This is a genomic window from Kribbella sp. NBC_00889 (assembly GCF_045207705.1).
Lineage (GTDB): Bacteria > Actinomycetota > Actinomycetes > Propionibacteriales > Kribbellaceae > Kribbella.
In genome coordinates this window covers 5,352,853-5,378,470 of record NZ_CP108783.1, presented here as the reverse complement: position 1 = coordinate 5,378,470, position 25,618 = coordinate 5,352,853, and the positions used below count along the sequence as shown (strand labels likewise).

At 66.5% G+C, this 25,618-nt stretch carries 22 protein-coding genes; 8 read left to right on the top strand and 14 right to left on the bottom strand.

Annotation, left to right across the window (positions count from 1 at the left end):
* The first annotated feature begins 10 nt into the window (after positions 1–10).
* From OG817_RS26140 to OG817_RS26115, 6 genes are read left to right on the top strand one after another with little or no spacing between them, the layout of a single operon-like run.
* Positions 11–1,306 (top strand): alpha/beta fold hydrolase, encoded by a 1,296-nt coding sequence (locus OG817_RS26140; RefSeq protein ID WP_406047262.1) that lies wholly within the window; start codon positions 11–13, stop codon positions 1,304–1,306.
* On the top strand, positions 1,303–2,748 hold the full coding sequence (locus OG817_RS26135) for an aminopeptidase P family protein (RefSeq protein ID WP_406047261.1): 1,446 nt from the start codon (positions 1,303–1,305) through the stop codon (positions 2,746–2,748). Before OG817_RS26140 ends, OG817_RS26135 begins: the two co-directional genes overlap by 4 nt.
* Positions 2,749–2,759: 11 nt before the next feature.
* Positions 2,760–3,464, top strand: coding sequence for a GntR family transcriptional regulator (locus tag OG817_RS26130; RefSeq protein WP_396395345.1), 705 nt, complete (start codon positions 2,760–2,762; stop codon positions 3,462–3,464).
* Positions 3,465–3,501: 37 nt separating this feature from the next.
* Complete coding sequence (locus OG817_RS26125) at positions 3,502–4,977, top strand: S10 family peptidase (protein ID WP_406047260.1); 1,476 nt, start codon at positions 3,502–3,504, stop codon at positions 4,975–4,977.
* Positions 4,970–6,646: a DUF885 domain-containing protein gene (locus OG817_RS26120; RefSeq protein ID WP_406047259.1), complete on the top strand. Its 1,677-nt coding sequence runs from the start codon at positions 4,970–4,972 to the stop codon at positions 6,644–6,646. Before OG817_RS26125 ends, OG817_RS26120 begins: the two co-directional genes overlap by 8 nt.
* On the top strand, positions 6,643–7,869 hold the full coding sequence (locus OG817_RS26115) for an amidohydrolase family protein (RefSeq protein WP_406047258.1): 1,227 nt from the start codon (positions 6,643–6,645) through the stop codon (positions 7,867–7,869). Before OG817_RS26120 ends, OG817_RS26115 begins: the two co-directional genes overlap by 4 nt.
* Before the next feature lie 122 nt (positions 7,870–7,991).
* On the opposite strand, the gene OG817_RS26110 is transcribed toward OG817_RS26115, so the two are convergent.
* The 7 genes from OG817_RS26110 to OG817_RS26080 form a co-directional block, all read right to left on the bottom strand.
* Entirely contained in the window at positions 7,992–9,392 is a 1,401-nt protein-coding gene (locus tag OG817_RS26110; RefSeq protein ID WP_406047257.1) for an ABC transporter substrate-binding protein, read from the bottom strand.
* A gap of 46 nt (positions 9,393–9,438) precedes the next feature.
* Entirely contained in the window at positions 9,439–10,209 is a 771-nt protein-coding gene (locus OG817_RS26105) for a sugar phosphate isomerase/epimerase family protein (RefSeq protein ID WP_406057521.1), read from the bottom strand.
* Positions 10,210–10,211: 2 nt separating this feature from the next.
* Positions 10,212–11,204 carry a Gfo/Idh/MocA family protein gene (locus OG817_RS26100; RefSeq protein ID WP_406047256.1) on the bottom strand — a complete coding sequence of 331 codons (993 nt, stop codon included), beginning with the start codon at positions 11,202–11,204 and terminating at the stop codon, positions 10,212–10,214.
* 33 nt (positions 11,205–11,237) lie between these two features.
* Positions 11,238–12,155 (bottom strand): carbohydrate ABC transporter permease, encoded by a 918-nt coding sequence (locus OG817_RS26095; protein ID WP_406047255.1) that lies wholly within the window; start codon positions 12,153–12,155, stop codon positions 11,238–11,240.
* Positions 12,152–13,111: a carbohydrate ABC transporter permease gene (locus OG817_RS26090; RefSeq protein WP_406047254.1), complete on the bottom strand. Its 960-nt coding sequence runs from the start codon at positions 13,109–13,111 to the stop codon at positions 12,152–12,154. Before OG817_RS26090 ends, OG817_RS26095 begins: the two co-directional genes overlap by 4 nt.
* Positions 13,112–13,113: 2 nt before the next feature.
* On the bottom strand, positions 13,114–13,473 hold the full coding sequence (locus OG817_RS26085) for a cupin domain-containing protein (RefSeq protein ID WP_406047253.1): 360 nt from the start codon (positions 13,471–13,473) through the stop codon (positions 13,114–13,116).
* Positions 13,474–13,582: 109 nt separating this feature from the next.
* Positions 13,583–14,971 carry a PLP-dependent aminotransferase family protein gene (locus tag OG817_RS26080; RefSeq protein ID WP_396395354.1) on the bottom strand — a complete coding sequence of 463 codons (1,389 nt, stop codon included), beginning with the start codon at positions 14,969–14,971 and terminating at the stop codon, positions 13,583–13,585.
* A 97-nt stretch (positions 14,972–15,068) separates the two neighbouring features.
* On the opposite strand from OG817_RS26080, the gene OG817_RS26075 reads away from it, so the two are divergent.
* Both OG817_RS26075 and OG817_RS26070 read left to right on the top strand, forming a co-directional pair.
* Positions 15,069–16,325 carry a Tm-1-like ATP-binding domain-containing protein gene (locus tag OG817_RS26075; protein WP_406047252.1) on the top strand — a complete coding sequence of 419 codons (1,257 nt, stop codon included), beginning with the start codon at positions 15,069–15,071 and terminating at the stop codon, positions 16,323–16,325.
* A gap of 2 nt (positions 16,326–16,327) precedes the next feature.
* Positions 16,328–17,158: a phosphoenolpyruvate hydrolase family protein gene (locus tag OG817_RS26070; protein WP_406047251.1), complete on the top strand. Its 831-nt coding sequence runs from the start codon at positions 16,328–16,330 to the stop codon at positions 17,156–17,158.
* Positions 17,159–17,277: 119 nt separating this feature from the next.
* Here the strand turns inward: OG817_RS26070 and infA are convergent, their stop codons facing one another.
* From infA to OG817_RS26035, 7 genes are all read right to left on the bottom strand, one after another.
* Positions 17,278–17,502 carry a translation initiation factor IF-1 gene (gene infA, locus OG817_RS26065; protein WP_328519767.1) on the bottom strand — a complete coding sequence of 75 codons (225 nt, stop codon included), beginning with the start codon at positions 17,500–17,502 and terminating at the stop codon, positions 17,278–17,280.
* 2 nt (positions 17,503–17,504) lie between these two features.
* The gene (locus tag OG817_RS26060) at positions 17,505–18,299 is read right to left on the bottom strand and encodes a GNAT family N-acetyltransferase (protein ID WP_406047250.1); all 795 of its coding nucleotides are present in this window, start codon (positions 18,297–18,299) and stop codon (positions 17,505–17,507) included.
* A 282-nt stretch (positions 18,300–18,581) separates the two neighbouring features.
* Positions 18,582–21,419: a tyrosinase family protein gene (locus OG817_RS26055; RefSeq protein ID WP_406047249.1), complete on the bottom strand. Its 2,838-nt coding sequence runs from the start codon at positions 21,417–21,419 to the stop codon at positions 18,582–18,584.
* A gap of 117 nt (positions 21,420–21,536) precedes the next feature.
* Positions 21,537–22,247: a phosphatase PAP2 family protein gene (locus OG817_RS26050; protein WP_406047248.1), complete on the bottom strand. Its 711-nt coding sequence runs from the start codon at positions 22,245–22,247 to the stop codon at positions 21,537–21,539.
* Positions 22,248–22,425: 178 nt separating this feature from the next.
* On the bottom strand, positions 22,426–23,103 hold the full coding sequence (locus OG817_RS26045; RefSeq protein ID WP_406047247.1) for a response regulator transcription factor: 678 nt from the start codon (positions 23,101–23,103) through the stop codon (positions 22,426–22,428).
* Between the two features lie 55 nt (positions 23,104–23,158).
* Entirely contained in the window at positions 23,159–24,553 is a 1,395-nt protein-coding gene (locus tag OG817_RS26040; RefSeq protein WP_406047246.1) for an ATP-binding protein, read from the bottom strand.
* A 145-nt stretch (positions 24,554–24,698) separates the two neighbouring features.
* Positions 24,699–25,520 (bottom strand): PIG-L deacetylase family protein, encoded by an 822-nt coding sequence (locus OG817_RS26035; protein WP_406047245.1) that lies wholly within the window; start codon positions 25,518–25,520, stop codon positions 24,699–24,701.
* Between the last annotated feature and the right edge of the window lie 98 nt (positions 25,521–25,618).

The window sequence follows — 25,618 nt, the reverse complement described above, 5'->3', positions numbered from 1 at the left end:
GAAGGATCACATGCCTGACGTCATCGCTGAGTACACGCACCCGGGTGTCCACGTCACCGAGCGCACGATCAGCGTCCCGCTGGACTGGGACCAACCGGACGGCGAACAGATCACCGTTTTCGTCCGAGAGTTGGTCGATCCGCCTCGCCGCCGGGATGATCTCCCGCTGCTGGTGTATCTGCAGGGCGGACCGGGCGGAAAGTCACCCCGGCCGGTCGGAAAGTCCGGCTGGCTCGGCGTGGCGCTGGAGCGGTACCGGGTCGTACTGCTCGACCAGCGAGGCACTGGGCGTAGTACACCGATCGATGCCGTGTCGATCCAGGGGCGAGGAACCCCGGCCGAGCAGGCGGAGTTCCTGACCCGGTTCCGGGCTGATTCGATCGTCCGGGACGCCGAGGCCGTACGCACCAAGATCTACGGCGGGCGGCGGTGGGCGACGCTTGGGCAGAGTTTCGGCGGCTTCATCACGTTGACCTATCTGTCCTTCGCCCCTGACGGCTTGGCCGCCTGCTATGTGACTGGTGGCATCCCGGGAGTGCCGCCGGTCGCAGCCGAGGTATACCGGCGCACTTTCCCGAGGGTGATCGCCAAGACCAGTGCCTACTACAAGCGTTACCCCCACGATGTCGCCACCGTCTCGGCCATCGCTGATCGCCTCGCCGCCGGTGACGTCGTGCTGCCGGACGGCGATCGGCTCAGCGTGCAACGATTCCAGTCGATCGGCGGTGATCTTGGGTTCGGTCCCGGAGCAGAGCGCCTGCACTGGCTGATCACCGAGGCGTTCGCCGAGCCGGATCGGCTGTCTGATGACTTCCTGCAACAGGTCCAGGTGCGGACCGCGCAACGTGGCGGGCCACTGTTCTGGACGCTGCAGGAGTCGATCTACGGCGAAGGCGACAACGGTCCGATCGGCTGGGCCGCGGAGACCGAGGCCGCCAATCATCCGGAGTGCTCCCCAGATGCCAGGCCGCTGCACTTCACCGGGGAGATGACCTATCGGTGGATGTTCGACGAGATTGCGGCTCTTCGTCCCTTTGCTGCCGCAGTCGATCAACTGGCCCGGCGTACCAGCTGGTCGCGGCTCTACGACACCGATCGGCTGGCCGCCAACGAGGTACCGGTGGCGTGCGCGGTCTACCACGACGACATGTTCGTCGACTCCGGACTGCAGCTCCAGACCCTGACCGGAGTCGGTAACAGCCGGGCCTGGGTCAGCAACGAATGGGAACACGACGGGGTCGGCGACGTACGCGTCCTGCGTGGCCTGCTCGAGCGGATCGACGATGACGGAGGCGAGCGACGATGAGTACACCCACAACCAATGATCACAAGATTCCGTATCTGGGAACCCGGCCGCCGCGGCTGACCACGGTGCCGGCGTTCGTCGACAGCATTGGCCGCGGCTGGGAGGGCCGGACGATCCCGGCACCGGCCATCGACGGTGCTGCCGCGTCGGCGGCCGCACATCGCGACCGTCTGCGCGCAGCCCTGCCGGGCAAGCTGGTGCTGGTGGCAGCGGGCCGCGCGCCGGTCCGCGTCAATGACACTTCCTACGACTTCCGGGCCGACAGCGATTTCCTCTGGCTGACCGGCGTCGGCATCGAGAACGCGTACCTGCTCGTCGGCTCGGATGCGTCAGCGGACACGCTGTTCATGCCACCGCCGTTCCGGCCTGGCGAGACCGGCTTCTTCTCCGATGCCTCGCACGGGGAACTCTGGGTCGGGCCGTCAGCCGGAATCACCGAGTGGTCCCAGGCACTGGGCATCACCGTCCGTCCGGGCACGGAGCTGGAATCGGCAATCTCCGGAGCCGGCACGGTTCTGGCCGGCCGCCGGGTGCCGGCCACGGAGTTGGCGGTGGAGCGCTCCGAAGACCTGGATCGAGTCTGTTCCGATCTTCGCCGGATCAAGGACGACTGGGAGATCGGCCAACTCCGGTACGCCATCGATCAGACCGTTGAAGGCTTCGCTGCGGTGGCCCGGGAGATCCCGGCGGCGATCGGAGCACGTGGGCCGGTGCGTGGCGAGCGCTGGCTGCAGGGCACCTTCGATCGGTACGCTCGGGCGGTCGGCAGGGGGCCGGGTTACTCGACCATCGTCGGCTCCGGTTCGCACGCCCCGATCCTGCACTGGGTGCGGTGCGACGGCCCGATCCACGAAGACCAGGCGTTGTTGCTGGACATGGGCGTGGAGGCGGACAGTGGCTACACCGCTGATGTCACCCGGACGTTGCCGGCCTCGGGAACCTTCAGCGCCGACCAACGGAGAGTTCACGATCTGGTCGAGCAGGCGCATCGCGCGGGATTGGCCCAGGTCCGTCCTGGCAACACCTACAGCGACTTCCACTTCGCGGCCATGGAAACGATTGCTCGTGGCCTGGAGGACTGGGGACTGCTGCCGGTCTCGGTCGACGAGGCCCTGTCGCCCGCAGGGCAACAGCATCGCCGTTGGTTGGTCTGCGGCATTGGTCACCATCTGGGGCTGGACGTCCACGATTGCTCGCAGTCGAGCTGGGAGACCTATCAGGGCGCTCCGCTCGAGCCGGATATGGTGCTGACCGTTGAGCCCGGCCTGTACTTCCATGCTCACGATCTGACGGTGCCGCCGGAGCTTCGGGGGATCGGTGTCCGGCTGGAGGATGATGTCCTCGTGACTTCCGAGGGGTCGGAAGTCCTGAGCGACGCGCTCCCGATCGACGCCGATGGGCTGGAGGTGTGGACGCGCGAGAGGCTCGACACAGAATGGTAAGGAGTGGATGAATGGCTGCCCAGACGATTACCGGTTTCGCGCGGCTTCAGAAGCGGGAGTCGCTTCGCGATTCGGTGGGCAATGCCGTCCGAGCCGCGATTGTCTCCGGCGCGATGCGGCCGGGGGAGGTGCATTCAGCGCCGGCGATCGGCAACATGCTCGGCGTGTCGCCGACACCGGTGCGAGAGGCCATGCTGGACCTTGTACGCGAGGGCATGGTCGAGGCACTGCCCAACAAGGGCTATCGGGTAACGGAGATCAGCGACGCCGATCTCGACGCGATCGCGGCGGTGCGGCAACTGCTCGAACCGCCGGTCGTGGGTGAGCTCGCGACCACGATTCCGGTCGAAGAGCTACCACCGCTGCGGGACCTGGCTGAGGCGATCGTGGAGGCGGTCGACCGGGAGGATCTGGTCGGCTACATCGAGGCCGATCGGGTGTTCCATCTGTCGTTGCTCGGGCACGCGCAGAATCCGGTCCTGAGCAGCATCGTCTCCGAGCTTCGGACCCGGACCCGGCTTCTCGGCCTGAGGCCACTCCTGGAGTCCGGGCGGTTGCGAGCCTCGGCTGCCGAGCACCACGACCTCCTGGATCTGATCGAGGCGCGCGATGGTGCCGCCGCCGAGGCCCTGATGCACCGCCACATCGCCCACGTCCGCTCCGATTGGGCGGGTCCACGTGCCCGCGATGCCAACGACAAGATGTCAGGTTCCTGACTACAAGAACGACCTACAGCTGGGAGGACCGAACCAGGTGACGACCGAGAAGGTCAACGACGACAAGACCGAGGACGTCGGTGAGACCGAGGAACCGACCGACAACCTGGTCACCACGACGCACACCATCAGCGGTCCCGGCTGGGAGCTCGAGTACGAGACGATCACCGGCACGATGGTGATCAACGAGGAACTTGTCGAGGACGAGAAGTTCGCCGGTCACAAGCCGAAGGCCGAGGTCTTCGTCACGTCCTATGTCGCCAAGGGCGGTGACGGCGAACGGCCGGTGGTGTTCGCGTTCAACGGCGGGCCGGGCTCCAGCTCGGTCTGGCTGCACCTCGGGCTCTTCGGGCCGCGCCGGGTGCTGGCGGGCGATGTCGACGATCCACGGACCGCGCCGTACGGGCTCGCCGACAACGCCGAAACGCTGCTCCGGTACGCGGATCTGGTGTTCATCGATCCGATGACGACCGGCTACACGCGCGCGGTGGTGGGCGGCAAGCCGGCCGAATACCACGGCTATACCCGGGATCGTGATCTTGTCGGCGAGGTGATCAGGATCTGGCTCGGCCGGCACCAGCGCTGGCTGTCCCCGAAGTTCCTGGCCGGCGAGTCGTACGGCACCACCCGGGCCGCCTCGCTGGCCGGCCACCTGGTCACCCGGCACGGCATCGCCCTGAACGGGATCATCCTGATCAGTGCGGTGCTGGACTTCGGCACCATCCGCTTCACCCACGGAAATGATCTTCCGTACGTGCACTTCCTGCCGACCTACGCGGCGACCGCCGCCTACCACCGGGGCCTCAGCACGGGTGAGGTGGAGGAGCGGATCGAACGGGCGCGGACGTTTGCCACCGAGGTCTTCGCCCCAGCGCTGGCAAGGGGATCGCGGCTGTCGGCCGACGAGCGGGCCGCGCTGGCGAATGGCCTGTCGGACTTGATCGGCTTGGATCCCGGCTACATCGAACGGGCCCGGTTCCGGATCGAGCACATGCACTTCTTCGCCGAACTGTTGCGTGACCGTGGTCTGGACACCGGCCGGCTGGACACCAGGTTCACTTCTGTGCCGGCCAACCTCAACAACGAGGTGCAGGAGACCGACCCGTCGCACATGTTCATCTTCTTCCCGTACACCGCGGCGTTCAATCAGTACGTCCGCGCCGAGCTGGGGTTCCACAGTGATCTCGAGTACGAGATCCTGACCGGACGCGTACAGCCCTGGTCCTACAAGGAATTCGAGGGGCGAGCGGTGACGACCACGGACGAGTTGTCCGCCGCCCTGCGGGCTCAGCCCGACCTGCGGGTGTACGTCGGATTCGGTTACTACGACGGCGCAACGCCGTTCTCGGCCAGCGAGTACGTCCTTGATCATCTCGACGTGCCGTCCGAGATCACCGACAAGATCGTCCGGAAGTACTATCCGGCCGGCCATATGACCTACGTACACGAGGAAGTCCGGGTCGCGCAGTCCGCCGACATCGCTGCCTTCGTGCTCGGGGAGAGCAATGAGTGATCAGTACGACAGCTTCAGCAAGATCGCCGAGGACGAATGGGCCTGGCGCCGGCAGGAGATCCCGGACCGGTCGCTCGACGAGCCGCTCGAGCCACGGCTGCCCGACGTCGGACCGGAGCGGCAGGAGTACCGGGCCGTCCGCTGGCGGGAGGTCGATGATCAACTCGAGAAGATCGACCGATCCCGGCTGACGCCCGAGCAGGCCGAGGATTTCGACGTCTACCGCTTCCAGATCAAGACCCTGATCGGCCGGCAGGCGTACCGGATGTTCGAACGGCCGGCCAATGCGGACTCCGCCTTCTGGATGGACCTGACCAGCCAATCCCGTCGCAGGCTCGGCTCGGCCGACGACGCCGGCACGTACGTCGAGTGGCTGCGGCAGGTCCCTGGTTACATCGATCAGAACATCGAGAACATGCGCGCGGGCGTCAAGCGTGGCTTCGCTCCGGCCCAGGTTTCCATGATCGGGAGGGAGGCGACGATCCGGTCGGTGGCGGAATCCCGGCCCGAGGACGTGAGCTTCGTCCAGCCGTTCGGGACGCTGCCCGAGACACTCGCCGGTCGCGAGCAGTTGATCACCGCCGGTCACGAAGTCATCGCCAGCGAGGTCCTGCCGGCGTTCCGCAGGCTCCTGGATTTTTTCACAAGTGAGTACTTTCCGGGACTACCGGTCGACATCGCGGCGGTCGATGGACCGGGTGGCGAGGAGTTCTACGCCTATCAGCTGCACGAGTACGCGACGACCGAGCTGACCGCCCGGCAGATCCACGAGATCGGCCTGGAACAGGTGGCCTCCCTCCGCGCCGAGATGGCCGAGGTCGCCGCCACGGTGGGGTTCGCCGATGCCGACGCGATGCTGGCGTTCATGCGTACCGACCCGAAGTTCTACGCGACCACGACGACGGAATTGCTGCGGTTCGCGGCCTGGCAGGCCAAGAAGTTCGACGCCGTGGCGCACCACTACTTCGGCCGGCTGCCGCGCATGCGATTCGGCATCGAGGAGCCGCCGCCAGACCTGGCGCCGTTCTACACCTTCGGCCGCGGCGGACCGCACCGCTACATCCTCAACACCTACAACCTGGCCGCCCGGCCGCTCTATTCGATCCCGGCACTCACCCTGCACGAGGCTGCCCCCGGGCACGCGTTCCAGATCCCGTTCGCCCTCGAACAGACCCAGCACCCGGAGTTCCGGCAGAAGGTCTACATCTCGGCGTACGGCGAGGGCTGGGGACTGTACAGCGAACGGCTCGGCGTCGAGATGGGCATGTACGAGACGCCGTTCGAGCTGATGGGCATGCTCAGCTACCAGATGTGGCGCGCTGTCCGGCTGGTGATCGATCCCGGGATGCATGCGCTCGGCTGGAGCCGTGAGCGGGCGCAGGACTATCTCCGAGACAACACCGCGATCAGTGATCATGAAATCGTCACAGAGGTCGACCGCTACATCGCCTGGCCAGGGCAGGCGACGGCGTACTACCTCGGAATGCTCAAGATCACCGAGGCCCGTCGCCGGGCCGAACAGTCACTCGGCGCCGACTTCGACGTCCGGAACTTCCACGATCAGATCCTGTCGCTGGGCAGCGTGCCGCTGCCGGTGATCGACCACGCGATCGACAGCTTCATCGCCCGGGGCGGATCGTCGCCGTTCACCGACCCGGAGACGCGATGATCACCAGCATCAACAACGCCACGGTCCTCGACCTCACCGGAACCGAGGCGACCTTGGTCCCCGACCAGCAGCTTGTCATCGAGGATGATCGAATCCGGTCGGTCGGTGGCGCGCAGCAGCTGCATGATCGTGAGCTGATCACCATCGATGCGGGCGGCCGGGTGGTGCTGCCCGGGCTGATCGACGGTCATGTGCACGTCACCGCATACCAGGTGGACCTGGGCGCGCTGGAGGACGTTCCGGCGAGCTACCGGGCCTTCCGGGCAGCGGAGCTGATGCGCGGGATGCTGGATCGCGGGTTCACCACGGTCCGCGATGTCGGCGGCGCGGACTTCGGGCTGGCGCGGGCAGTCGGCGAGGGCCGGATCCCCGGTCCACGGCTGATCTTCGGTGGTCGCGCGCTCTCCCAGTCCGGCGGTCACGGCGACGGCCGACTGCCGGGCCGTGATCACCATGAGGATTGTTGTGAGTCCTTGAGCACCATCGCCGACGGCGTGGACGAGGTGCTCCGTGCCGCCCGGAACGAGCTCCGTCGCGGAGCCCAGCACATCAAGATCATGTTGGGTGGCGGCGTCGCGTCACCGACCGACAAGATCTCCGACGTGCAGTACTCGCCAGAGGAGATCCGGGCAGCCGTTCTGGCCGCGACCAACGCCGGCATGTACGTCGCCGGTCACGCCTATACGAACGCTGCCGTCCGCCAGGGTCTCGAGAACGGGGTCCGCTCGATCGAGCACGGTAACCTGATGGACGAATCTGTCTTCGGGCTCTTCGCCGAACGCGATGCCTTCTATGTCCCGACGCTGGTCGCCTACGACGCCATGGGCCGGGCGGGAACGTCGATCGGGCTGACGCGGGACAACGTACGGAAGAACGCCCAGGTCGTCGAGCGTGGTGTGGCCACGCTGGAGGCCGCCGACCGCGCCGGGCTCAAGATCGTCTTCGGTACCGACCTGCTGGGCGAACTGCAGTGTCAACAGAATCGCGAATTCGAGATCCGCAAGGACGTCCAGAGCGCCGAGTCGATCATCCGGTCCGCGACGACGGTCGCGGCGGAGTTGATCGGCATGGCCGGCGAGATCGGTGTGCTGGTACCCGGCGCCGTCGCCGACCTGTTGATCATCGACGGCAACCCACTCGATGACGTCGGCGTGCTCGCCGATCCGGCCAGGAACCTCCGGGCGGTGATCGCCAACGGAACGATCCACCGATGCGACCTGTGATGATCAGTGGCCGGGGCGCCGGGACCGCGACAGGCCAAAGCCGGCGAACTGTTCCCGGACTCGCGCTACCACCCGTTCTTTGGCGAGGGCTCGGCGCGCTGGGGACGCCGAGCCGCCCGGAATCAGATCGAGGTTGGGATCGGGTACCTCCCCTGCAGGAGCGGCTGGATCTTCGCTTCCAGGCCGTCGAGCACTGCTTTGGCTGATGCCTTGCCGGTGGCGATCTGCTCGATCGCAGGCGTCAGTACTTCCTGGATGGCGGGAACGTTCTTGAGTACCTGGGTGAAGTCGCGGACCGAGTGGTTGAGCCGGTAGTCGACGGCCGCGGTGCGGTACTCGGGCGGGTGTACATCGTTATTGGTCCAGGATTCGATCGAGGCGTCGTCGGAGTAGTACTTGGTCTCGACCGGCATCCAGAGCCCCTTCTTGAAGAGGTCGCTGTTGCTGCCGTCCACGCTGTAGGCGTAGAGCTCCATCGCTTGCTCCGGGTGCTTGGTGGTGGCCGACATGACCCGGCAGCTCCCGGCCTCCTGGGTGATCGGTTCCTGGTACGACGGCAGTACGCCGATGCCGTACTTGAGATTGCTCTCTCCCATGTCGAGCAGAGTCCACTGACCGTCGATCGCCATCGCAACCCGCTTGGTCTGCAACTGCACAGTGGTGGTCGGAGCGTTCCCGCCGTCGCCGCCACCGAGCTGCGCCGGGCTGGGGGCGACCCGGTGCTTGTAGACCAGGTCCTGCAGGTCCTGGAACACTTTGACGCACTCGGGACTGTTGAGCATGTACTTGGTGCCGGTCTCGTCGGCGACATCACCGCCGTTGCTGCGGATCAGCGGATACCACGTCCACTGGGTCGTCAACGGAGCCGAGATGCCGAACTGGCGGATGCTGTCGGGCTTGAAACCGGAGTCGCTCGGCTTCTTGCCGTTCTGGTCGAGGGTCAGGGCGGTCGCCGCCTCGAGCAGCTTGTCCCAGGACCACGCTTGGTCGGCCGTCGCCGGCGGGGTCATCGACGCGTCGGGTATCAGGTCCTTGTTGTACCAGAGCAGGCTGATCTCGCTGGCCGCCGGAGTCCCGGCGACCTTCTTGTCCCCGTACCAGAAGAAGTTCTGGGCCTTGCGGCCGGACAGCTGCGCGTACTTCTCGATGTAGGGGTAGATGTTGGCGATCTTGCCCTGCTCGGCCAGCCGGTACGCCGTCGGCGCCGCCATGTACGCCACGTCGGGAAGATTGCCGCTGGCAACGAGAGTGTTGACCTTCGTCTCGTAGTCGCCGGGCACGTGCACCGGCTGCACCTTGACGCCAGAGTGCGACTTCTGGAAGGCCTGCATCATCTGCTCGATCGCAGCCTTCTCGTTGGCGGAACCCCAGTACATGAACTGCAGGTTCGCCGTCCCGCCGCTGCTGCTCTTGGTAGTTGATTGCCCGCCGCAACCATAGAGGCCGAGCCCGGCGGCGCCGAGGGCGCCGAGGAAGGCTCGCCGGGACAGGCCGGACGGGATGGAACGTGGATCGGGTGGCATCGCTGTCTCCTTCGAACGCGATGGAAAGCTGATGGGAGGCGACGTGTCAGGCTCGAGAGACAGTCGTCGGCAGGTGCTGGGTCAGATAGTCCTGTGACACTTGCAGGCCCTCGACGATCTCGGCGCGGCTCTCCTCGTCGACGCACAAGGTGACCCCGGCGTCGAGGCCGGCAATGGTGTCCAGGACACTCTGCAGATCCACGGATCCCTGCCCCAGCAGGCGGAACTCGTCGTCCTTGTAGTCTTTCAGGTGGATGTTGTCGAGCACGGACGCGAAATCGGTCAGTATGGCGGGGATGTCGGTGACCCCGGACCTCAACAGGTGCCCCGTGTCAACCGTGAGCCGCAGTGTGTTCTCGCGCACCGCGCCGAAGAACACCTCGAAATCGCGACGATGCATCACGGGCTCGCCGGTGTGGTGGTGCAGTGAGAGTGCCACGCCATGTACGGCGGCTTCCTCGGCGTGATCGGAGAGCTCACTCGCGAAGCGGATCAGGTCAGCGTCCTCCAACCCGTCCCGGGGAACGTCGTGGCACAATACGACTCGCGGCGAACCGACCGCGCCGGCGAACTGGATCATTCTGCGGAGCCGTTCTGTTCCCGCTTCGTCGAGCGGGTTCATGGTGATCAGGGACGAGACATGTCCGGGCTCGGTGCCCCAGTCCTCGCGGAAGCGCTCGGCGCCGACGACTGGGTCGTCGAGGTAGTCGCCGTACTGGTTGCCCTTCAGTTGAAGGCCGGCGAACCCGAAGGCGGGGTAGCGGTCGAACAGCAGCCGCTGCTGCTCGGCTCCGCGGGTGGGCTTGGAGAACGCCATCGTCACCACGGCAGACCATCCTTCAACTCGATCGGGGCGCCGGTGTCGGCGGAGCGGTACGCCGCATCCAGCAGGGCTACTGTTCGCAGGTTGTCGCGGCCGCTGTTGGCGGGCTCGACTCCGGTCTCCACGGCGGTCAGGAGGCGATCGAGTCCGAGGAACATTGCCTCCGACCGTTCGGGACCGACGAGCGGGTTGGGAAGCGTCTTGGTCTCGCCATCGCGGTGCAGGTGGGCTTCGGCGTACCCGAGTTGGAGCGTGCCCGTCGTACCGAAGACCAGTGTTTCGGTGCGTTCGACGCGGCTCGAGAAGCTCTGCAGGTAGGTGACGGGGGTGTCGCCGAAGAAGATCTGGACGCTGGCGTCGGTTTCACCGGCGCTGTCGACGGCAGGGGAGGAGAAGGTGCGCGCCGACAACCAGGTCGCTTCGCGTCCGAGCAGCACGCGGAAGCCGTCGAACCAGTGGATGCCCATGACCGACAGCGCGTGGTGTTCCTGGGACAGGCGCCAGCCTTTGTCCTGCCTGAATGTCAACTCCTGCTGGGAGATGGCGAGGACATCGCCGATCTCGCCCTGGTCGATCAGTTCACGACCGAGGCCGATGGCGTAGCTGTCGCGGAAGTTCTGGTTGACGGCGAGCTGGACGCCGGCGGCGGCGCAGGCGTCGACGATGGCGCGGGCATCGGCCAGGTCGAACGACAGCGGCTTCTCGACGAAGATGTGCTTTCCGGCGGCCGCGAGTTCCAGTACGGCGGACGTCCGGACGTGGCTCGGCGTACAGACGACTGCGACGTCCCAGCCGCCGGCTTCGATCATTTGGCCGACAGACTCGTAGGTGCGAGTGACGCCGAAGGTGTCGCGTACCCAGTCGCGTCGTTCGGGGAGCGGGTCGCAGGCGGTGACGACTTCGACCCTGTCGGGATGCTTGGCGTAGCTGGTGAGGTGGGTGCGGGAGATGTTTCCCGCACCGACGAGAGCGATCTTGTGTACGGTCATGTGCCTTCCCGTGCAGTCGGCGGAAGAGTGTGGTCAGCCTTTGACCCCGGTCAGCGTGACGCCCTCGATGAGGTAACGCTGGGCGAAGAAGAACAGGATGATGATCGGCAGGATGGTCGTGGTTGCGGCCGCCATGAGGTAGCCCCACTGGGCGTTGTAGACGCCCTGGAAGGAGGCGAGGCCGAGGGCGAGGGTGAACTTGCTGCTGTCGTTGAGGTAGATCAGCGGATCGAGGAACTCGTTCCAGGTCCGGATGAAGGTGAAGATCCCGACGACCATCAATGCCGGCTTCGACAGCGGGACGATCACCTGCCAGAAGACCCGCCAGGGAGAGGCGCCGTCGATGTACGCCGCTTCGTCGAGTTCGTACGGAATGGTCAGGAAGAACTGCCTGAGCAGGAAGACGTTGAAGATCCCGCCGCCGGCGCCCCCGAGCCAGGCCGGCACGATCAACGGGTAGTACGTGTTGATCGCCTGGACCGTGTCCCACATCAGGAAGGTCGGCACCAGCAGGACCGCCTGGGGCAGCATCAGCCCGCTGAGCAGAATGCCGAACACGAGGTTGCGCCCGCGCCACCGCAGCCGGGAGAAGGAGAAGGCGGCGATCGAACAGGTGAGCAGGGTCCCGACCACGGTGAAGATCTCGATGATCATCGTGTTCACGAAGTACCGGGCGAACGGCTGTGCGGTCAGCGCTCCGCTGAAGTTGGACCACTCGAAGGGCTTCGGAATCCACTCGGGCGGAGCGATGAACATCTGGTTGTTGTCCATCAGCGCGCTGCGGACGAGCCAGACGAAGGGCAGGACGGTCGGGATCACGCCGGCGATGAGCACGATGTAGAGGACGACCCTGCGCATTCGGCGGCGACGCTGATAGTCCGGCGCAGTGGTATTTCCAGGCGCAGAGGGCTTCTCTCCGGTCTTCGCGGAGACTGCTGTCAGGACGGTCATCGCGCAGCTCCCATCTCGTAATAGACCCAGCGGCTGGAGGAGCGGAACAGCGCGACGGTGATCACCATGACGATCACGAACAGAGCCCACGCCAGCGCGCTGGCGTAGCCCATCTCGCTCTTCGTGAACGCCGTCGTGTAGAGGTAGTACACGTAGAAGGTCGAGGCGTTGTTCGGACCGCCCTGGGTCATGATGTACGCCTGGTTGAAGACCTGGAACGTCCCGATGATGCTGGTGACGAGGTTGTAGAACAGCACCGGCGTCATCATCGGCAGCGTCACGTGCCGGAACTGCCGCCACGATCCGCCACCGTCGATCGCGACGGCCTCGTAGAGATGCCGGGGCACCCCCTGCAACCCGGCCAGGAAGATCACCATGATGTTCCCGAAGCCCCACGTGCTCATCAGGATCAGCGACGGTACGACGGCCTCCTCGCTGAAGACCCAGTTGGACGTGGGCAACCCCAGCTGGCGCAGCGTGGAGTTGAGCAGGCCGAAATCGGGATTGAAGATCCACAGCCACAACACGGCGTTCGCAACGCTCGGCACCAAGGTCGGCAGGTAGTAGACGGTTCGATAGACCCCGAGCCCGCGGACCTTCGCGTTGAGCAACATCGCGATCGCGAAGGCGACGATCAGCGTGAGCGGCACCGCTCCCAGCGTGTAGTACGTCGTGACGCCGAGCGACTTGAGAAAGAGCGGATCGTTCGTGAACATCTTGGTGTAGTTCTCGATGCCGACGAAGGAGGGCGCTGAGCCGATCGTCCAGTCGGTGAGGCTCAGGATTGCCGAGGCCGCCATCGGCACCAGGGTGAAGACGACGAAGCCGATGATCGCCGGCGCCGCGAGCAACAGACCCCACCGGCGCTCCAGCCTGGCCTGTCCGCTGACTCCGAACCGGCGTCTCTGTGTCGTCGGTGGCTCGGCAGAGCGACGTACCAAAGTGTCTTGGGTCATGGCTACTCGCCGATGACTTCTCGGTCAGGCGTGGAGAACGCGATCATCAGGACCGCGGGTTCGGAGCCGACGTTGCGCGCGTTGTGAACCGTCCCCGCCGGGATAGAGATGGTGTCGCCCGCAGACATCGGCAGCTGGTCGTCGCCGAGCCGGTGGTCGATCGTTCCACTGATGACGTGCAGCACCTCGTCGCAGTTCGGGTGATAGTGCGGGGGATTCTGCTGTCCGGGCTCGATCGTGCAGCGACCGACGGTCATCGTGTCGGAGTTTCCGACGGCCCCGGACACCATCCATTCGAGCCGGCCCCAGTCCTGTGGCTCGACGACGACCTTGCCGGCGGGGGTCAGTCCACCACGGCCCACGATGTTCTCCTGTCGTTGACTGTCCGTTTCGGTCTGGTGCCATCCTGGATACAGGAGACCAAAGGGGACAGTGCCAATTCGGCACTCGTGGGTGGGCCACCCGAGCTGGTCAGGTACGGTCGCCGACGATCCGCCAGGCCTCGGCCAGGGCGTGCACACCGGCCAGCAGTTGATCGTGATCGGCCGCGAAGCCGATGCGCAGATAGTCGTCGTACGCGTCGATGCAGCTGAAGGTCGGGCCGGGCAGCAGTTGGACGCCGAGGCGCTCGGCGCGTTGCACCAGGCTGGTCGCGCATGGTGCCGGGAGCCGGACCCACAGGGAAGCCCCACCGGCTGGAACGACCGGTTCGCAGTCCGGTAGAAGCTCTTGGAGGACGGTGAGAACGAGGTCACGAGCCGCACCGAGGACTCTGCGGCGCTCGGCCCTTGCCTCACCGATGCGGGGGAGAAGCCGAGCTGTGGTCACTTGCGCGAGCAACGAGGTGCCGAGATCTTCGCCTGCCTTGATCGGCGCGAGTGACGCGACAGTGGCCGGATCGGCCCGGAGCCATCCGACGCGCAGGCCGCCCCAGAAGGACTTGCTGACCGAACCGACGGTGATGACGGTCGAGCCCCACGCGGCCATCGGTGTGGCCGGCGGTCCGTCGATCATGGCGTCGGCCAAGGTCGTGTCGTCGAGGACAATCAGTCCGAGTGATGCCGCGGTGATGGCGAGTTGGCGGCGCCGGCCGGGGTTCATCACCGACCCGGTCGGGTTGTGGACAGTGGACTGCATCACGAGGAGTCTCGGCTTGGTACGTCGTACCGCTGCCACCAACTCGGCTGTCTCGATGCCGTGCGGACCTCGCCGGATCGGCTCGAGTCGCGCGCCGGCTGCGCGCAGTACCTCGATCGCGCCGCGGAAGGACGGCTCCTCCACCAGTGCGACCGAGCCCGGCTCGAGCATCGAGACCGCGGCCATCCGCATGGCCTGCTGGGCGCCTGAGGTGATGAGGATCTGATCCGGTGTGGTCGGCAGGCCGACCGCGGTGTAGTAGCGGGCGACCTCGTCACGGAGTGCGGGCAGGCCCTCGGGCAGGTAGCCGTGTGAGTCGACGAGTGGCGCGAGCTCGGGTCCGACGACCGACGCCGCGTCCACCACCAGGCGAAGCCCGGGCAGCGCGGCGCTGCGGAGATCGATGCGCGACGCGATGCCCGCCGTCGTTGCCAGGAAGGACTCGAACCGGTCGTCGCCACGGACACCGAGGAACTGGCGGGCCGAGCTGACGTACGTGCCGTCCCCGCGCCGGCTGGTCAGGATGCCGTCACCGCGCAACTCGTCGAACGCCGCGCCGACGGTGTTGCGGCTGACGTCGAGTGCTTCGGCGAGGGAGCGTTCGGACGGCAGCCGGACCCCGGCGGCGAGCTTGCCGGAAACCACGAGCATCCGGAGATGACTGGCGAGCTGCGTGTGGAGCGCTCCCTCGCCTAGTCCCCAGTCGCCCATCAGGCGGACCATCTGGTGAACGTTCAGCGGAGTAACCATTCGCGAGGAATTGGCTCTCGTTGGCTTCATTCCGGTCCTCCATCATGGGACAGAACTTCGGGAGGAGACCATGGCCACCGTCGCACTCGTCGGCACGCTCGACACCAAGAGCTCCGAATATCTCTTCGTCGCCGAACGACTCCGGGATCTCGGAGTCGAGGTGATCATGATCGACTGCGGAGTGCTGGGGGAGCCTGGCTTTGTCCCGCAGATCGATCGTTACCACGTCGCCAGGGTTGCCGGCGAGGATCTCGATCGACTGGCCTCCGCGGGGGATCGCGGAGCCGCCGTGCAGGCGATGTCGCGCGGCGCGGCCAGGGTTGTCGAGCAGCTGTACGGTGAGGGCAGGCTACAGGGGGCGCTCGCGCTGGGCGGGACCGGTGGAACGTCGCTGGCCGCCGCGGCCTTCCGGCCACTGCCGCTCGGGGTGCCGAAGTTGATCGTTTCGACGGCGGCTGCCGGCGACAACGCGCCCTACGTCGGCGAGACGGATCTGATCCTGGCACCGAGCGTGGTCGACGTCGCCGGGCTGAACCGTATCTCGACCCGCGTCCTCGGTAACGCGGCCGCGGCGATGGCCGGCATGGTTACCGCGCCGCCAGTCAGGCCTTCGAGTGACGAGAAGCCGTTGGTTGCGGCGAGCATGTTCGGTGTCACGACCCCGTGCGTCACCCGGGCCCGGGAGCAGCTGGAAGCGCTGGGGTACGAGGTGCTCGTGTTCCACATGACTGGAGCGGGCGGGCGGACACTGGAGTCGCTGGTGTCGAACGGCGTACTCGCCGGAGTCCTCGATGTCACGACGACCGAGCTCGCCGATCACCTCGTCGGCGGGATCTTCGACGCCGGCCCGGACCGGCTCTGCGCCGCGGCCCGCACCGGGACTCCCGCGGTGATCTCCCTCGGCGCATTGGACATGGTCAACTTCGGGCCGCAGGAGAGTGTGCCCGAACGCTTCGCCGGACGCGTGACCTATCACCACAACGCCACGACGACCCTGATGCGTACGACGCCCGAGGAGTGCCGGGAACTCGGGACCCAACTGGCCGCGAAGGTTGGGCAGTCGGTCGGACCGGCCACGGTCTTCATTCCGTTGAACGGCATCTCGGCGATCGCCGTGAAGGACGGCGCGTTCGACGACCCGGAGGCCGATCAGGAGTTGTTCGAGAGCGTCCGGTCGGGGTTGCGCGACAGCCAGGTCGAGCTGATCGAGCTGAGCTGCGACATCAACGCCGTGGAGTTCGCCGACGCGATGGTGCAGCGACTGCACTCAGCCATATCCGCCGCCGCCACTAGCGGGCCGCGACCACGAGTTCACGAGGGAGATTGAGCATGGGTCGAATCGAGCGCCACGACATCCTGCAGCGGCTGCGCAGCAAGGTGGAGCGGCACGAGCCGATCGTCGGCGGCGGAGCAGGCACCGGCCTGTCCGCCAAGTGCGAAGAGGCCGGGGGCATCGACCTGATCATCGTCTACAACTCCGGACGGTTCCGGATGGCCGGCCGCGGATCGCTGGCCGGCCTCCTGGCCTATGGCAACGCGAACGACATCGTGCTCGAGATGGCGGCCGAGATCGTCACGGTCGTCGACCGCACGCCGGTGCTGGCCGGCGTCAACGCCACCGATCCGTTCCTCCAGCCGGCGGCGTTCCTGGCGGAACTCGTGACCGCCGGATACTCCGGGGTACAGAACTTCCCGACCGTTGGACTGATCGACGGCAGCTTCCGGGCCAACCTCGAGGAGACCGGAATGGGCTACCGCCATGAGGTCGAGCTGATCAGGCTCGCGGCCGAACGAGACCTGCTGACGACGCCGTACGTCTTCTCCGCCGAGGACGCGATCGCGATGACCGCGGCCGGCGCCGATGTCATCGTGTGCCACATGGGCCTGACGACCGGCGGGCAGATCGGAGCCGAGACCGCCCGCAGCCTCGACGACTGTGTGCAACTGAGCAACGAGTGGTCCGAGGCTGCTCGCGGAGTCCGGGACGACGTCATCGTGCTCGTACATGGCGGCCCGGTCGCCGAGCCTGGTGACGCAGAATACCTACTGCGCAAGTCCACCGGCGTCCACGGCTTCTATGGCGCGTCCTCAATGGAGCGGCTCCCGGTCGAACGAGCCTTGACCGAGCAGGTACGGGCGTTCACGGAGATCACGTTCTAGGCAGACATCGACTCGCCACAAACGTTGTCATCGCCTTGGTAGAGCCCACGGGGCCACCGGCGTCAGGTCCCGGGAGGTTCGCAGAACCTCGACCAGATCCTGGGCCGGTGGCGGTGAGGTCAGGTTCGGTAGCGGAAGATGATTCGGCCTCGGGTCAGGTCGTACGGGCTGAGCTCCACCAGGACGCGGTCTTCGGGGAGGATCTTGATGTAGTTCTTCCGGATCTTTCCGCTGATGTGGGCGAGGACCTGGTGGCCGTTGGTGAGTTCGACCCGGAAGTTGGCGTTGCGCAGGCACTCGACGACGGTGCCCTCGACTTCGATGCCGCCTGCTGTTCTGGGCATCGTCAGGCCTTTCCCGGCCGGTGGATCAGTTCCAGACTGCCGCCCGTACGGCGCGCGCCGAGCCCCTCGAACAGTGCCAGCGCGGCTGTGTTGGTCTCGTCGACCTCGGCCGTGGCTGCTTCGAAACCGGAGCGGTGCAGCCCACCCAGCACTTGACTCAGCAACGCCCGGGCGATGCCGTGCCGTTGCTCGGTCGCCAGCACCGCGACCAGTCCGATGCGCGGGCGCCGGGTCATCGTCGCTACCCGGACCAGCCCGACGTACCGATCGTCGCGCACCGCGACTGTGTACTTCGATGGGTCGATCGGTCTCGTCCCGCCTTGCCAGGGCAGCACCTCCGCGGGCATTGTCTGCCAGCCGACGGCGGACTCGACCTCGGTGCGAATCGCCCGGTCCAACTCGCGCAACGGAGCCTCCGCCACTGCATCGGCGGTCGCGATCACTACCCCAGCAGGCGCAGCCGCAGTGGGAAGACTCGCGGGTACGACGAACTCCGACTCGCGGCGCCACTGCGTGAATCCGGCGCGTTCCCAGCTGGCTCTGAGGTCGCGGTCGGTCTCGTCGACCACCGTGTATTGCGGTGTCGACTGGCCGGCCAGCATCGCGGCGGCGAGCCGGTCGAAGATGGCGCCGCGCCAGGTGTCGATGCTGAGGAAGGTCCGGCCGTCGAGCCGCCGCGAAGCGTGACCACGGCCGACCACCAGGTCGTTCTCGATCGCGTGCCACTGATTCTCCGCGACACGCGAGATCGTCACCGCGTGGGCACCGATACCCGCACTGTTAGGCAAAGAGTTCATAGGTGTTTCCTTTCGGGAGTGCCGAAGTTCTCGAGGCGCTCCCGGCGACACCTATGTCAGCCGTCCGCCCGTGACCACGAGACGGGGAGCACCCACTGCGTTACAGCCTTCATGGGTCTCACCTCCAGGCGTGATGTCACGGACCACGGCACGGTACCAACCGGTCCACCGCACCAGCCAACCATTTACTGGGCAGACCAGGAGGGGTGCCGGTCGCTCACCCTTCATCTCGTCCCACGGTAGCGGTCGGTAACCATGGGCCGGATTCCTGTAGTGGCATTGCTACTTCGGTGGATCGACTGTCGCGATCGACGTGTTCAGGAACCGAGTGAACGTCTCCAGCATGCAGTCGGCATGCGGGTCGGCGTCGTCGCCCGGATCAGCATGGTCGTGATCGTGGCCGGCCTCTCTGTGCTCATGCCGGCCGCTGATCGCGTCGTGCTCCGGGCAGTACGAACCCTCGAGGTAGACGCCGAGGTGCCAGCTGCCGGGGGTAGGTCTCTCGTCGACATGGAAGTGTGCCGGACCGTCGCCATGTTCGGAGACGGCGACCTCCTCGTCGATCACCGCTGCCAGCTCTGGCCGCTCTCGCTCGAGAAGCCCCAGCAGGATTGCGGTGTCGATTCGACGGCGAGACCGTTTGTCGCCCGGAACGCGGTACGTCGCACGGCGCGGAATCTCCGTCGGCTCGATCCGTCGGACGGTGTCGGCGATGTCGATCGCCGGACCGACGAGCCGTCCGAAGACCGAGGTGTCGACGATGCCGCCCGCGAGCGCATTCGCGGCTACCGAGACCTTGAACCCGTCCGTGCGCTCGACGAGCTCGCGCTCGGGTGCCAGTTCCACCTGCAGCCGGGTCCGGGCGTAGATGTTGACGACGATCGCGCAGGCATCGGCGCTGTCGTTGTTCGTGCCGGTCGCGCCGACGTCGAGGCGATGCCGTGCCGGCGAGGGATCTCCTCGTACTGCGCTCATTCGGAGTTTCTGGTCGAGGAGCCGGGCATGACGCGGTCCGCGGACTGGTCCTGCGCTGACGGGGATCATGAGGTCGCCCGGCAGGAACATCGTCATTGCGGTGTCGTCGCGAGCGCGATATGACACCATCAGCCGCCATTGCCCGACCCAGCAGGAAGCGTCCGCGCTGTCGCGTTGGAGGACGAGAGTCAGGCGGCCGTTCGATCGGTTGACCGTCACGTCGGGTGTTCGGCCGCAGCCGCAACTGCCGCCGCCATGGCCCGCGTGGCCGCTGTGTTGGCCGGCCGTCCCGTCCGGTCGCTGCGCCCCCCCACTGTGGCCGGATCCATCGGCGTAGACGGTGGTGCCGTCCGGTGCCTGGAGATGGAACGACCAGTTCGGGTCGCTGAAGTCCATGCCCTGGGTGGTGATCAGGAACGCGTCTTCGCCGCTCGTCGCCCAGAATTCCAGGTGGGTGTGCTCGCCTGCGTAGAGCTCGATGACCGGGTCGAAGACGGTGCTGAAGCCGATTGCGCGGGCGAGAGCGTTCGAGTAGAACTTGTCGATCGTGCCCGCGTTCTCGCCGTGGAAGACCTGGCTGAAGCCCAGCGTCCGGCCTTTCGCCACCATGGCGGCCAGCGTCGGGTAGTCGACGTCCGCCGCAGTCCCGAAACCCATCGCGAAGATTGCCGTATTGGCGAACGAGCCGTCGGGGATGGACGTCATCGGCGATCCGGAGGTCAGCATCCCGTCGGTCAGCATGGCCAGGTAGCGAGGCTCGTCCGCCGGGATCCAGCTGTCCGGCGGCTCGACGAGCGTGTCCTCCACGTCCTGAAGCGCGTCGGCCAGCGGCGTCCCTCCGCTCGGCGTCATGCCGGCGACCACGCCGTCGAACGTCGCCTTGCTGTAGGACGTGCCCGGCTTGATCAGGCCGTACGGCGTGCCGGGAAAGACCGAGCTGAAGTCGTTCGAGACCAGCGAGCGGAACGTCTTGATCCCCGCGGTGACGTAGATCGCGCCACTTTGCTGGACCGTCTCGGCGTCCTGCAGGAAGGCCGATACGCCGCGTTTCGCCGCTTCCCACTTGGTGACCGTGCCGCTGCCCGTCATCGGGTCCGGAGTCAGCGCGGTCATGCTGCCGGTGCGGTCGAGGCCGATGCCGATCACTGCCAGCGAGTCATAGGTATAGCCGTACGCGGTGCGATAATTCAGCGTGTCCTGATTCCGGACTGTGCCGATCGCGGAGGTGTCCGGCATGACGATCGTCGGAAACGACACGGTCGAGGAGTAACCGGCGATGGTGCCGACCCATGGGTACATCGGGTCGGCCGGGCCGTGTTCGGGCTTGGCGCCGACCAACGGATAGTCGATCGCATGGCCGTCGGACTGCCACATCGCCCACAGCCGGTCGATGTTGCAGTGGTGGAGGTAGAACATCGGATCGAACGGCGAGATCGCCGGTTTGCCCATGTGGCCGCCGATGTAGCCGTGCATGCCGTTGTGGAGTTGGCTACCGGAGGGAACCGAGGTCCCGAACTCGTTGCGGCCGGTTTCAAGGATGACCTGGAAGTTGCGGTAGTCGGTCTGGCCGAGCACAGTCCGAAGGTCTGCGGCCGACGGCAGGCCGCCGAAACCGCCCACGGTGCGCTTGAGTCCACCGGCCGAGGTCCCGAAATCGGGATGCAGGTTCCAGCCGTTGAGCCCGGCCGGGTACCAGGGCGGCAGGGGCGTCGGATTGCCTGCGGTTCCCGGCCTGTCCGGGGCGAAATAGCCACTGCTGACGATCTGGGACCCGGCCGAGCCGTTCGGCCCGAGGAACGTATCGACGAGTAACGGCGCGGGGTCTGTCCAGTCCCAGTACGGCAACATCACTCCGGCCACATAGCTTTGAAGCTGGAGTTCGAACCGGTGCAGGAAGTAGCGATGCCAGCTGAGGAAGCTGTAGGAGCCGGTGCCACCGTGCCCAAAGTTGACCGTCAGCGCCGAACCTGGCGCCCGGCCCCGTTGGATCATCTGATGCATGGCGACGTACTCGTCCCACCGGCTGTACTGGGCGGCCGGAACTGCGGCCGGATTGACGATGTCGGCCTTCATCAGGACGCACGCCTTGACGAAGTTCTCTCGCTCGGTCGCGGTGAGGAACTTGGCGTTCTTGCGGATACCCATGACCTGGCTCCCCGGCTGGATCGGCACGTGTCGCAAGCGCCCGAGCGACATCGCGAACATCCCCTATCTACGGAGTACTCGCATCCGCCGCCTGATACACGATCCTTCAGCATGGTCCTACTGGCCATTGCCTGCAGCAACGTCATGGGAGCGGGTACGGCGGTCCCGGACGAAGCGGGCGACGTTCAAGACGATCACCAGCCACACGATCGCGACCGTCCAGCCGGCGAGTACGTCGGTAGCCCAGTGGTAGCCGAGGTAGACGCGGCTCAGCCCGATGCCGATGCTCATCACGACCGCGACCGCGAGAATCGCGGTCCGGTTCCGGGGTGATCTGATTCTGGCCATCACCAAGGCGGCCACCGTGAGGAAGAAGACTGTCGAGTTCAGTGCGTGACCGGACGGGAACGCGAACGTGTTCGAGACGGGACCCAGGACGAGAGTGACATCCGGACGTGCGCGTCCGATGAGGAGTTTCAGGCCACTCGACAAGGCTGACGAACCAATCATTGCCAGCAGCAGCACCACAGGAGTGCGCCATGTCCGGGTCCAGCGCCACAAGATCACCGCGGCGACGAGCGTCAGAGTCACGAGCACCGGTGCGTTGCCGACGAAGGTCAGCCCGCGTGCCACCGCGGTGAGGACCGGAGTCCGATGCGACACCGCTTCTGCCGTCAGCTCGGGATCGAAGGCCGCCAACCCGTCTGCCTCGGTCGCCGCGTCGGCCAAGCCGATCAGTCCGAGCGTCCCGGCCACGACCACGGCCGCGCTCGCGACGGGCACGCCGTACCGGCGCCGGGCCCCGGTGGTCCCGTCCGTTGACGTCATTCAACCGCCTTGCGCGTCGATAGCAGGTCTTCAGTGTGACCAAGGTTCGCTGAGAATCCGCTGAGCACGCCAGCGAGGTCAGGCGTCGCGCTCGTGCACTCGCCACGAACCCGGTGTACCTCCTGTGCGACGAACCGACGTCGGCCCTTGTGCTCGATCACTATCTTCTGCCGATGTCTCAACCGCCCTCGGGGTCGAGTCGGTAGCCCATCCCGCGGACGGTTTCGATCGCGTGCCGGCTGAAGGGCGTGTCGAGCTTGAGGCGCAGGTACCGGATGTAGACCTCGACGACGTTCGGATCGCCTTCGAACGCGGGATCCCAGACGTTCTCGAGGATCTCGGTCTTGCTGACCGTGTCTCCGCGGTGCCGCATCAGGAACTCCAGCAGGCCGTACTCCCGTGGCGTCATGTTGATCTCACGACCGCCGCGCTCGACCCTCCGCCTGGCTGGGTCGAGGATCAGATCGCCTGCCGTCAGGACGACCGGACGTTCCGGCCCACCGCGGCGGATCAGCGCACGGAGCCGGGCCACCAGGATCAGGAAGCTGAAGGGTTTGGTCAGGTAGTCGTCCGCGCCCAGGTCGAACGCGTCGGTCTGGTCGTACTCGCCGTCCTTGGCGGTCAGCATCAGCACTGGGGTCCAGACGCTGCGCGAGCGGAGCTCTTCGAGCACTTTGTACCCGCTGAGCTTGGGCAGCATGATGTCGAGCACGATGACGTCGTAGCTCTGCTCGGTCGCGGCCCACACCGCGTCCTCGCCGTTGTGGACGACTTCGACCACGAACCCGGCATCGCTCAGACCGCGGCGAACCGTCTCGGCCAGCCGGACCTCGTCCTCGACAATCAGCACCCGCATGGTCCCAGTGTCATCCGCCGCCGCTGAGAATCCGCTGAGCGGTTCATTGGGCGGCTCACCGCGTCGGGAGCGTGACAGTGGCGGTGGTGCCGCCGGTGGTGGCGGAGGTGAGGGTGATGGCGCCTTGATGCGCCTTGGTGATCTCCTGGACGATCGAGAGGCCGAGGCCGGAGCCGCCGCTGGCGCGCGCACGGCTGGTGTCGAGGCGGACGAAGCGCTCGAAGACCCGGAGGCGTTCGTTCTCGGGGATGCCGTCGCCGTCGTCCTCGATGGTGATGATCGCGTGGCCGTTCGCCTCGGCTGTGGCGAGGCGCACTGTGCTGTGGGCCGCCCTGGCCGCGTTGTCGACCAGGTTGCGGATGAGCTGGCTGAGACGCAGCGGATCGCCGAGGATTCGGACCGGATGAATGTCGCTGGTCACCGTGAGGTCGACGGTGGCCTTGCGCAGCCGCTGGACTTCGACCTGGACCAGGTCGTCGAGATCCACGTCGGTCCGCTGCATCCGCAGGCCCGCGTCGTCCGCCTTGGCGAGCAGGAGGAGATCCTCGACCAGTCGCCGCATCCGTTCCGTCTCGGCTTCCATCACCTGGTGCAGCTCCTGCCACGCCTTTCCGGTCGTGTCCGCCTCGACGACTTCCAGGGCCGCGGTCAAGGTGGCCAGTGGTGACCTGAGCTCGTGACTGGCATCGGACACGAAGCGTCGCTGCGTCGCCTGCCCGGTCTGCAAGCGGTCGAGCATCTCGTTCATGGTCACTGCGAGTCTGGCGATCTCGTCCTGCGTCTCAGGCACCGGAACTCGCTCCGTCAGGTCGTTCGACTCGATGCCCTGCACCCGTACCCGGATCCGCTCGACCGGTCCGAGTGCCTGACCGACCAGGAGCCATCCGGCGACGCCGACCACGACCAGCAGCACCGGGAATCCCACCAGGAGGTACTTGGTCACCGTGGTCACTGTCTCCCGCTGAGTCTCCACCGACGACGCGACGACCACGGTGTATGTCTGTCCGCCGTACTCAGCGCCCCGGGCCACGATCAGATAGTCGTGGTCGTCGTCGATCAGCGGCATCTCGCCGACCTCGGCCCGCTCGATCACACCTGGTCCAGGGCGTAGACCAGTCAACGCGGTGTTGTCCGCCCGGGCCGATGACGCAGCGACAACCTGGCCGGAGGCATCCAGCACCTGGATCAACTGGCTGGCTCGGGTCGACTCCGCGAGGTCAGCGCTCAGCGTGGAAACACCTTCTTCGCCGACTTGCGAGGCCACCTCCGCGACGCGCCCGTCCGCCGCGTCGGACACGCTCGTGATCAGCGCGCGCTGGAGAAGCAGGAGGAGTACGGCGGCACCCAGAGCCATCGCGACGGCGACGACGATGACAGCTGCCGCGGTGGACCTGCTGCGGACACTGGCACGGCTGAGTCGCAGGCTCGCCTTGCGCAGTGCGGATAGCACGCGGGCTCCTTCCCTCCGGATGGCGCCCACTCGCGATGGGGTCTCCACACTGCCCATCGTCCCAGGTCACGGACTGGATCGGTGGCAGCCGGTCAGCGGGATCCCAGTGTGGGCACAGCGCCGCTGAGAGCCGCCTGAGAGGTGGTCACCGGAGCGTCGCGAACAGGTCGTCCAGCGGAGCGCCTGGCGTCCGGCCGTGTTCGACGTACCACTCCCGCCCGAGCATGCGCCGGAACAGCCACCGCGGCAGCTTGAGCAGCAGGCCGAGCGTCCGGGCTCCGCCGTCCGAGCTCGCCTGGCTGGCGTGCGCCTGGAACGACCGACGTTTCTGCACCGCATACGCGCGCACGTCGACGCAGTGCGTGATCGCCGACGTTGGCGAGTACGCGTGGTCGTAGTCGGCAGCGCGGACTGCGGGCAGTACGCCGGGAATCGCCTCGACCAGTCGTACGAGTCGGCGGATCAGCCGGCGATCGATCGTTGCCTCCAGCACGAGCGGCGTACCGGCCTGTCTGGCTGCGTACACGCCGACGGCATGCACCTGCTGGTGATCGGGATGCCCATAGCCGCCGGCCGGATCGTAGATCGTGAGTGCGTCGGCCCGCTCCACACGCAGCAGTTCGATCAGCGGCGCCGCGGCCTGCTCGATCTCGAGCCGGCTGAACGCCCCGTCGGCCACCGGACCCGTCGACCCCGAGTCCGTGAATCCGAACCGCACAACTCGGGCACACCCGAGCGCCGCCGCCGATCGCCCCAGCTCGTCCCGCCGGTACGACGCCAGCCGTCCAGCCGACCGGTACGACGAAGCGGCCGCACCCGCCTCACCGTCGGTGGCGACCGCCAGGACGACGCGATGTCCTTCCGCGGCGAGCCGGGCCAGCGTGCCGCCCATCAGCAGCGCCTCGTCGTCGGGATGGGCGTGAAAGGCCACGAGCGTGTACCGGGCGGCGCCTGTTGACTGCACCATGCTTCGAGCATCGCACGGTCGCCGCAGCCGGCGCAGTTGCTCTCAGCACCTTCTCAGCGGACGCGTTCCAACCTTGATCGGGATGAGTGACGGCAGCG

What these genes read in the sequence shown, in the direction of transcription:
- OG817_RS26140 (WP_406047262.1), top strand. Translation starts at nt 11, where the DNA reads ATGCCTGACGTCATCGCTGAGTACACGCACCCGGGTGTCCACGTCACC.
- OG817_RS26135 (WP_406047261.1), top strand. Translation starts at nt 1,303, where the DNA reads ATGAGTACACCCACAACCAATGATCACAAGATTCCGTATCTGGGAACC.
- OG817_RS26130 (WP_396395345.1), top strand. Translation starts at nt 2,760, where the DNA reads ATGGCTGCCCAGACGATTACCGGTTTCGCGCGGCTTCAGAAGCGGGAG.
- OG817_RS26120 (WP_406047259.1), top strand. Translation starts at nt 4,970, where the DNA reads ATGAGTGATCAGTACGACAGCTTCAGCAAGATCGCCGAGGACGAATGG.
- OG817_RS26115 (WP_406047258.1), top strand. Translation starts at nt 6,643, where the DNA reads ATGATCACCAGCATCAACAACGCCACGGTCCTCGACCTCACCGGAACC.
- OG817_RS26110 (WP_406047257.1), bottom strand. Translation starts at nt 9,392, where the DNA reads ATGCCACCCGATCCACGTTCCATCCCGTCCGGCCTGTCCCGGCGAGCC.
- OG817_RS26105 (WP_406057521.1), bottom strand. Translation starts at nt 10,209, where the DNA reads ATGGCGTTCTCCAAGCCCACCCGCGGAGCCGAGCAGCAGCGGCTGCTG.
- OG817_RS26100 (WP_406047256.1), bottom strand. Translation starts at nt 11,204, where the DNA reads ATGACCGTACACAAGATCGCTCTCGTCGGTGCGGGAAACATCTCCCGC.
- OG817_RS26095 (WP_406047255.1), bottom strand. Translation starts at nt 12,155, where the DNA reads ATGACCGTCCTGACAGCAGTCTCCGCGAAGACCGGAGAGAAGCCCTCT.
- OG817_RS26090 (WP_406047254.1), bottom strand. Translation starts at nt 13,111, where the DNA reads ATGACCCAAGACACTTTGGTACGTCGCTCTGCCGAGCCACCGACGACA.
- OG817_RS26080 (WP_396395354.1), bottom strand. Translation starts at nt 14,971, where the DNA reads ATGGTCCGCCTGATGGGCGACTGGGGACTAGGCGAGGGAGCGCTCCAC.
- OG817_RS26075 (WP_406047252.1), top strand. Translation starts at nt 15,069, where the DNA reads ATGGCCACCGTCGCACTCGTCGGCACGCTCGACACCAAGAGCTCCGAA.
- OG817_RS26070 (WP_406047251.1), top strand. Translation starts at nt 16,328, where the DNA reads ATGGGTCGAATCGAGCGCCACGACATCCTGCAGCGGCTGCGCAGCAAG.
- infA (WP_328519767.1), bottom strand. Translation starts at nt 17,502, where the DNA reads ATGCCCAGAACAGCAGGCGGCATCGAAGTCGAGGGCACCGTCGTCGAG.
- OG817_RS26060 (WP_406047250.1), bottom strand. Translation starts at nt 18,299, where the DNA reads ATGAACTCTTTGCCTAACAGTGCGGGTATCGGTGCCCACGCGGTGACG.
- OG817_RS26055 (WP_406047249.1), bottom strand. Translation starts at nt 21,419, where the DNA reads ATGGGTATCCGCAAGAACGCCAAGTTCCTCACCGCGACCGAGCGAGAG.
- OG817_RS26050 (WP_406047248.1), bottom strand. Translation starts at nt 22,247, where the DNA reads ATGACGTCAACGGACGGGACCACCGGGGCCCGGCGCCGGTACGGCGTG.
- OG817_RS26045 (WP_406047247.1), bottom strand. Translation starts at nt 23,103, where the DNA reads ATGCGGGTGCTGATTGTCGAGGACGAGGTCCGGCTGGCCGAGACGGTT.
- OG817_RS26035 (WP_406047245.1), bottom strand. Translation starts at nt 25,520, where the DNA reads ATGGTGCAGTCAACAGGCGCCGCCCGGTACACGCTCGTGGCCTTTCAC.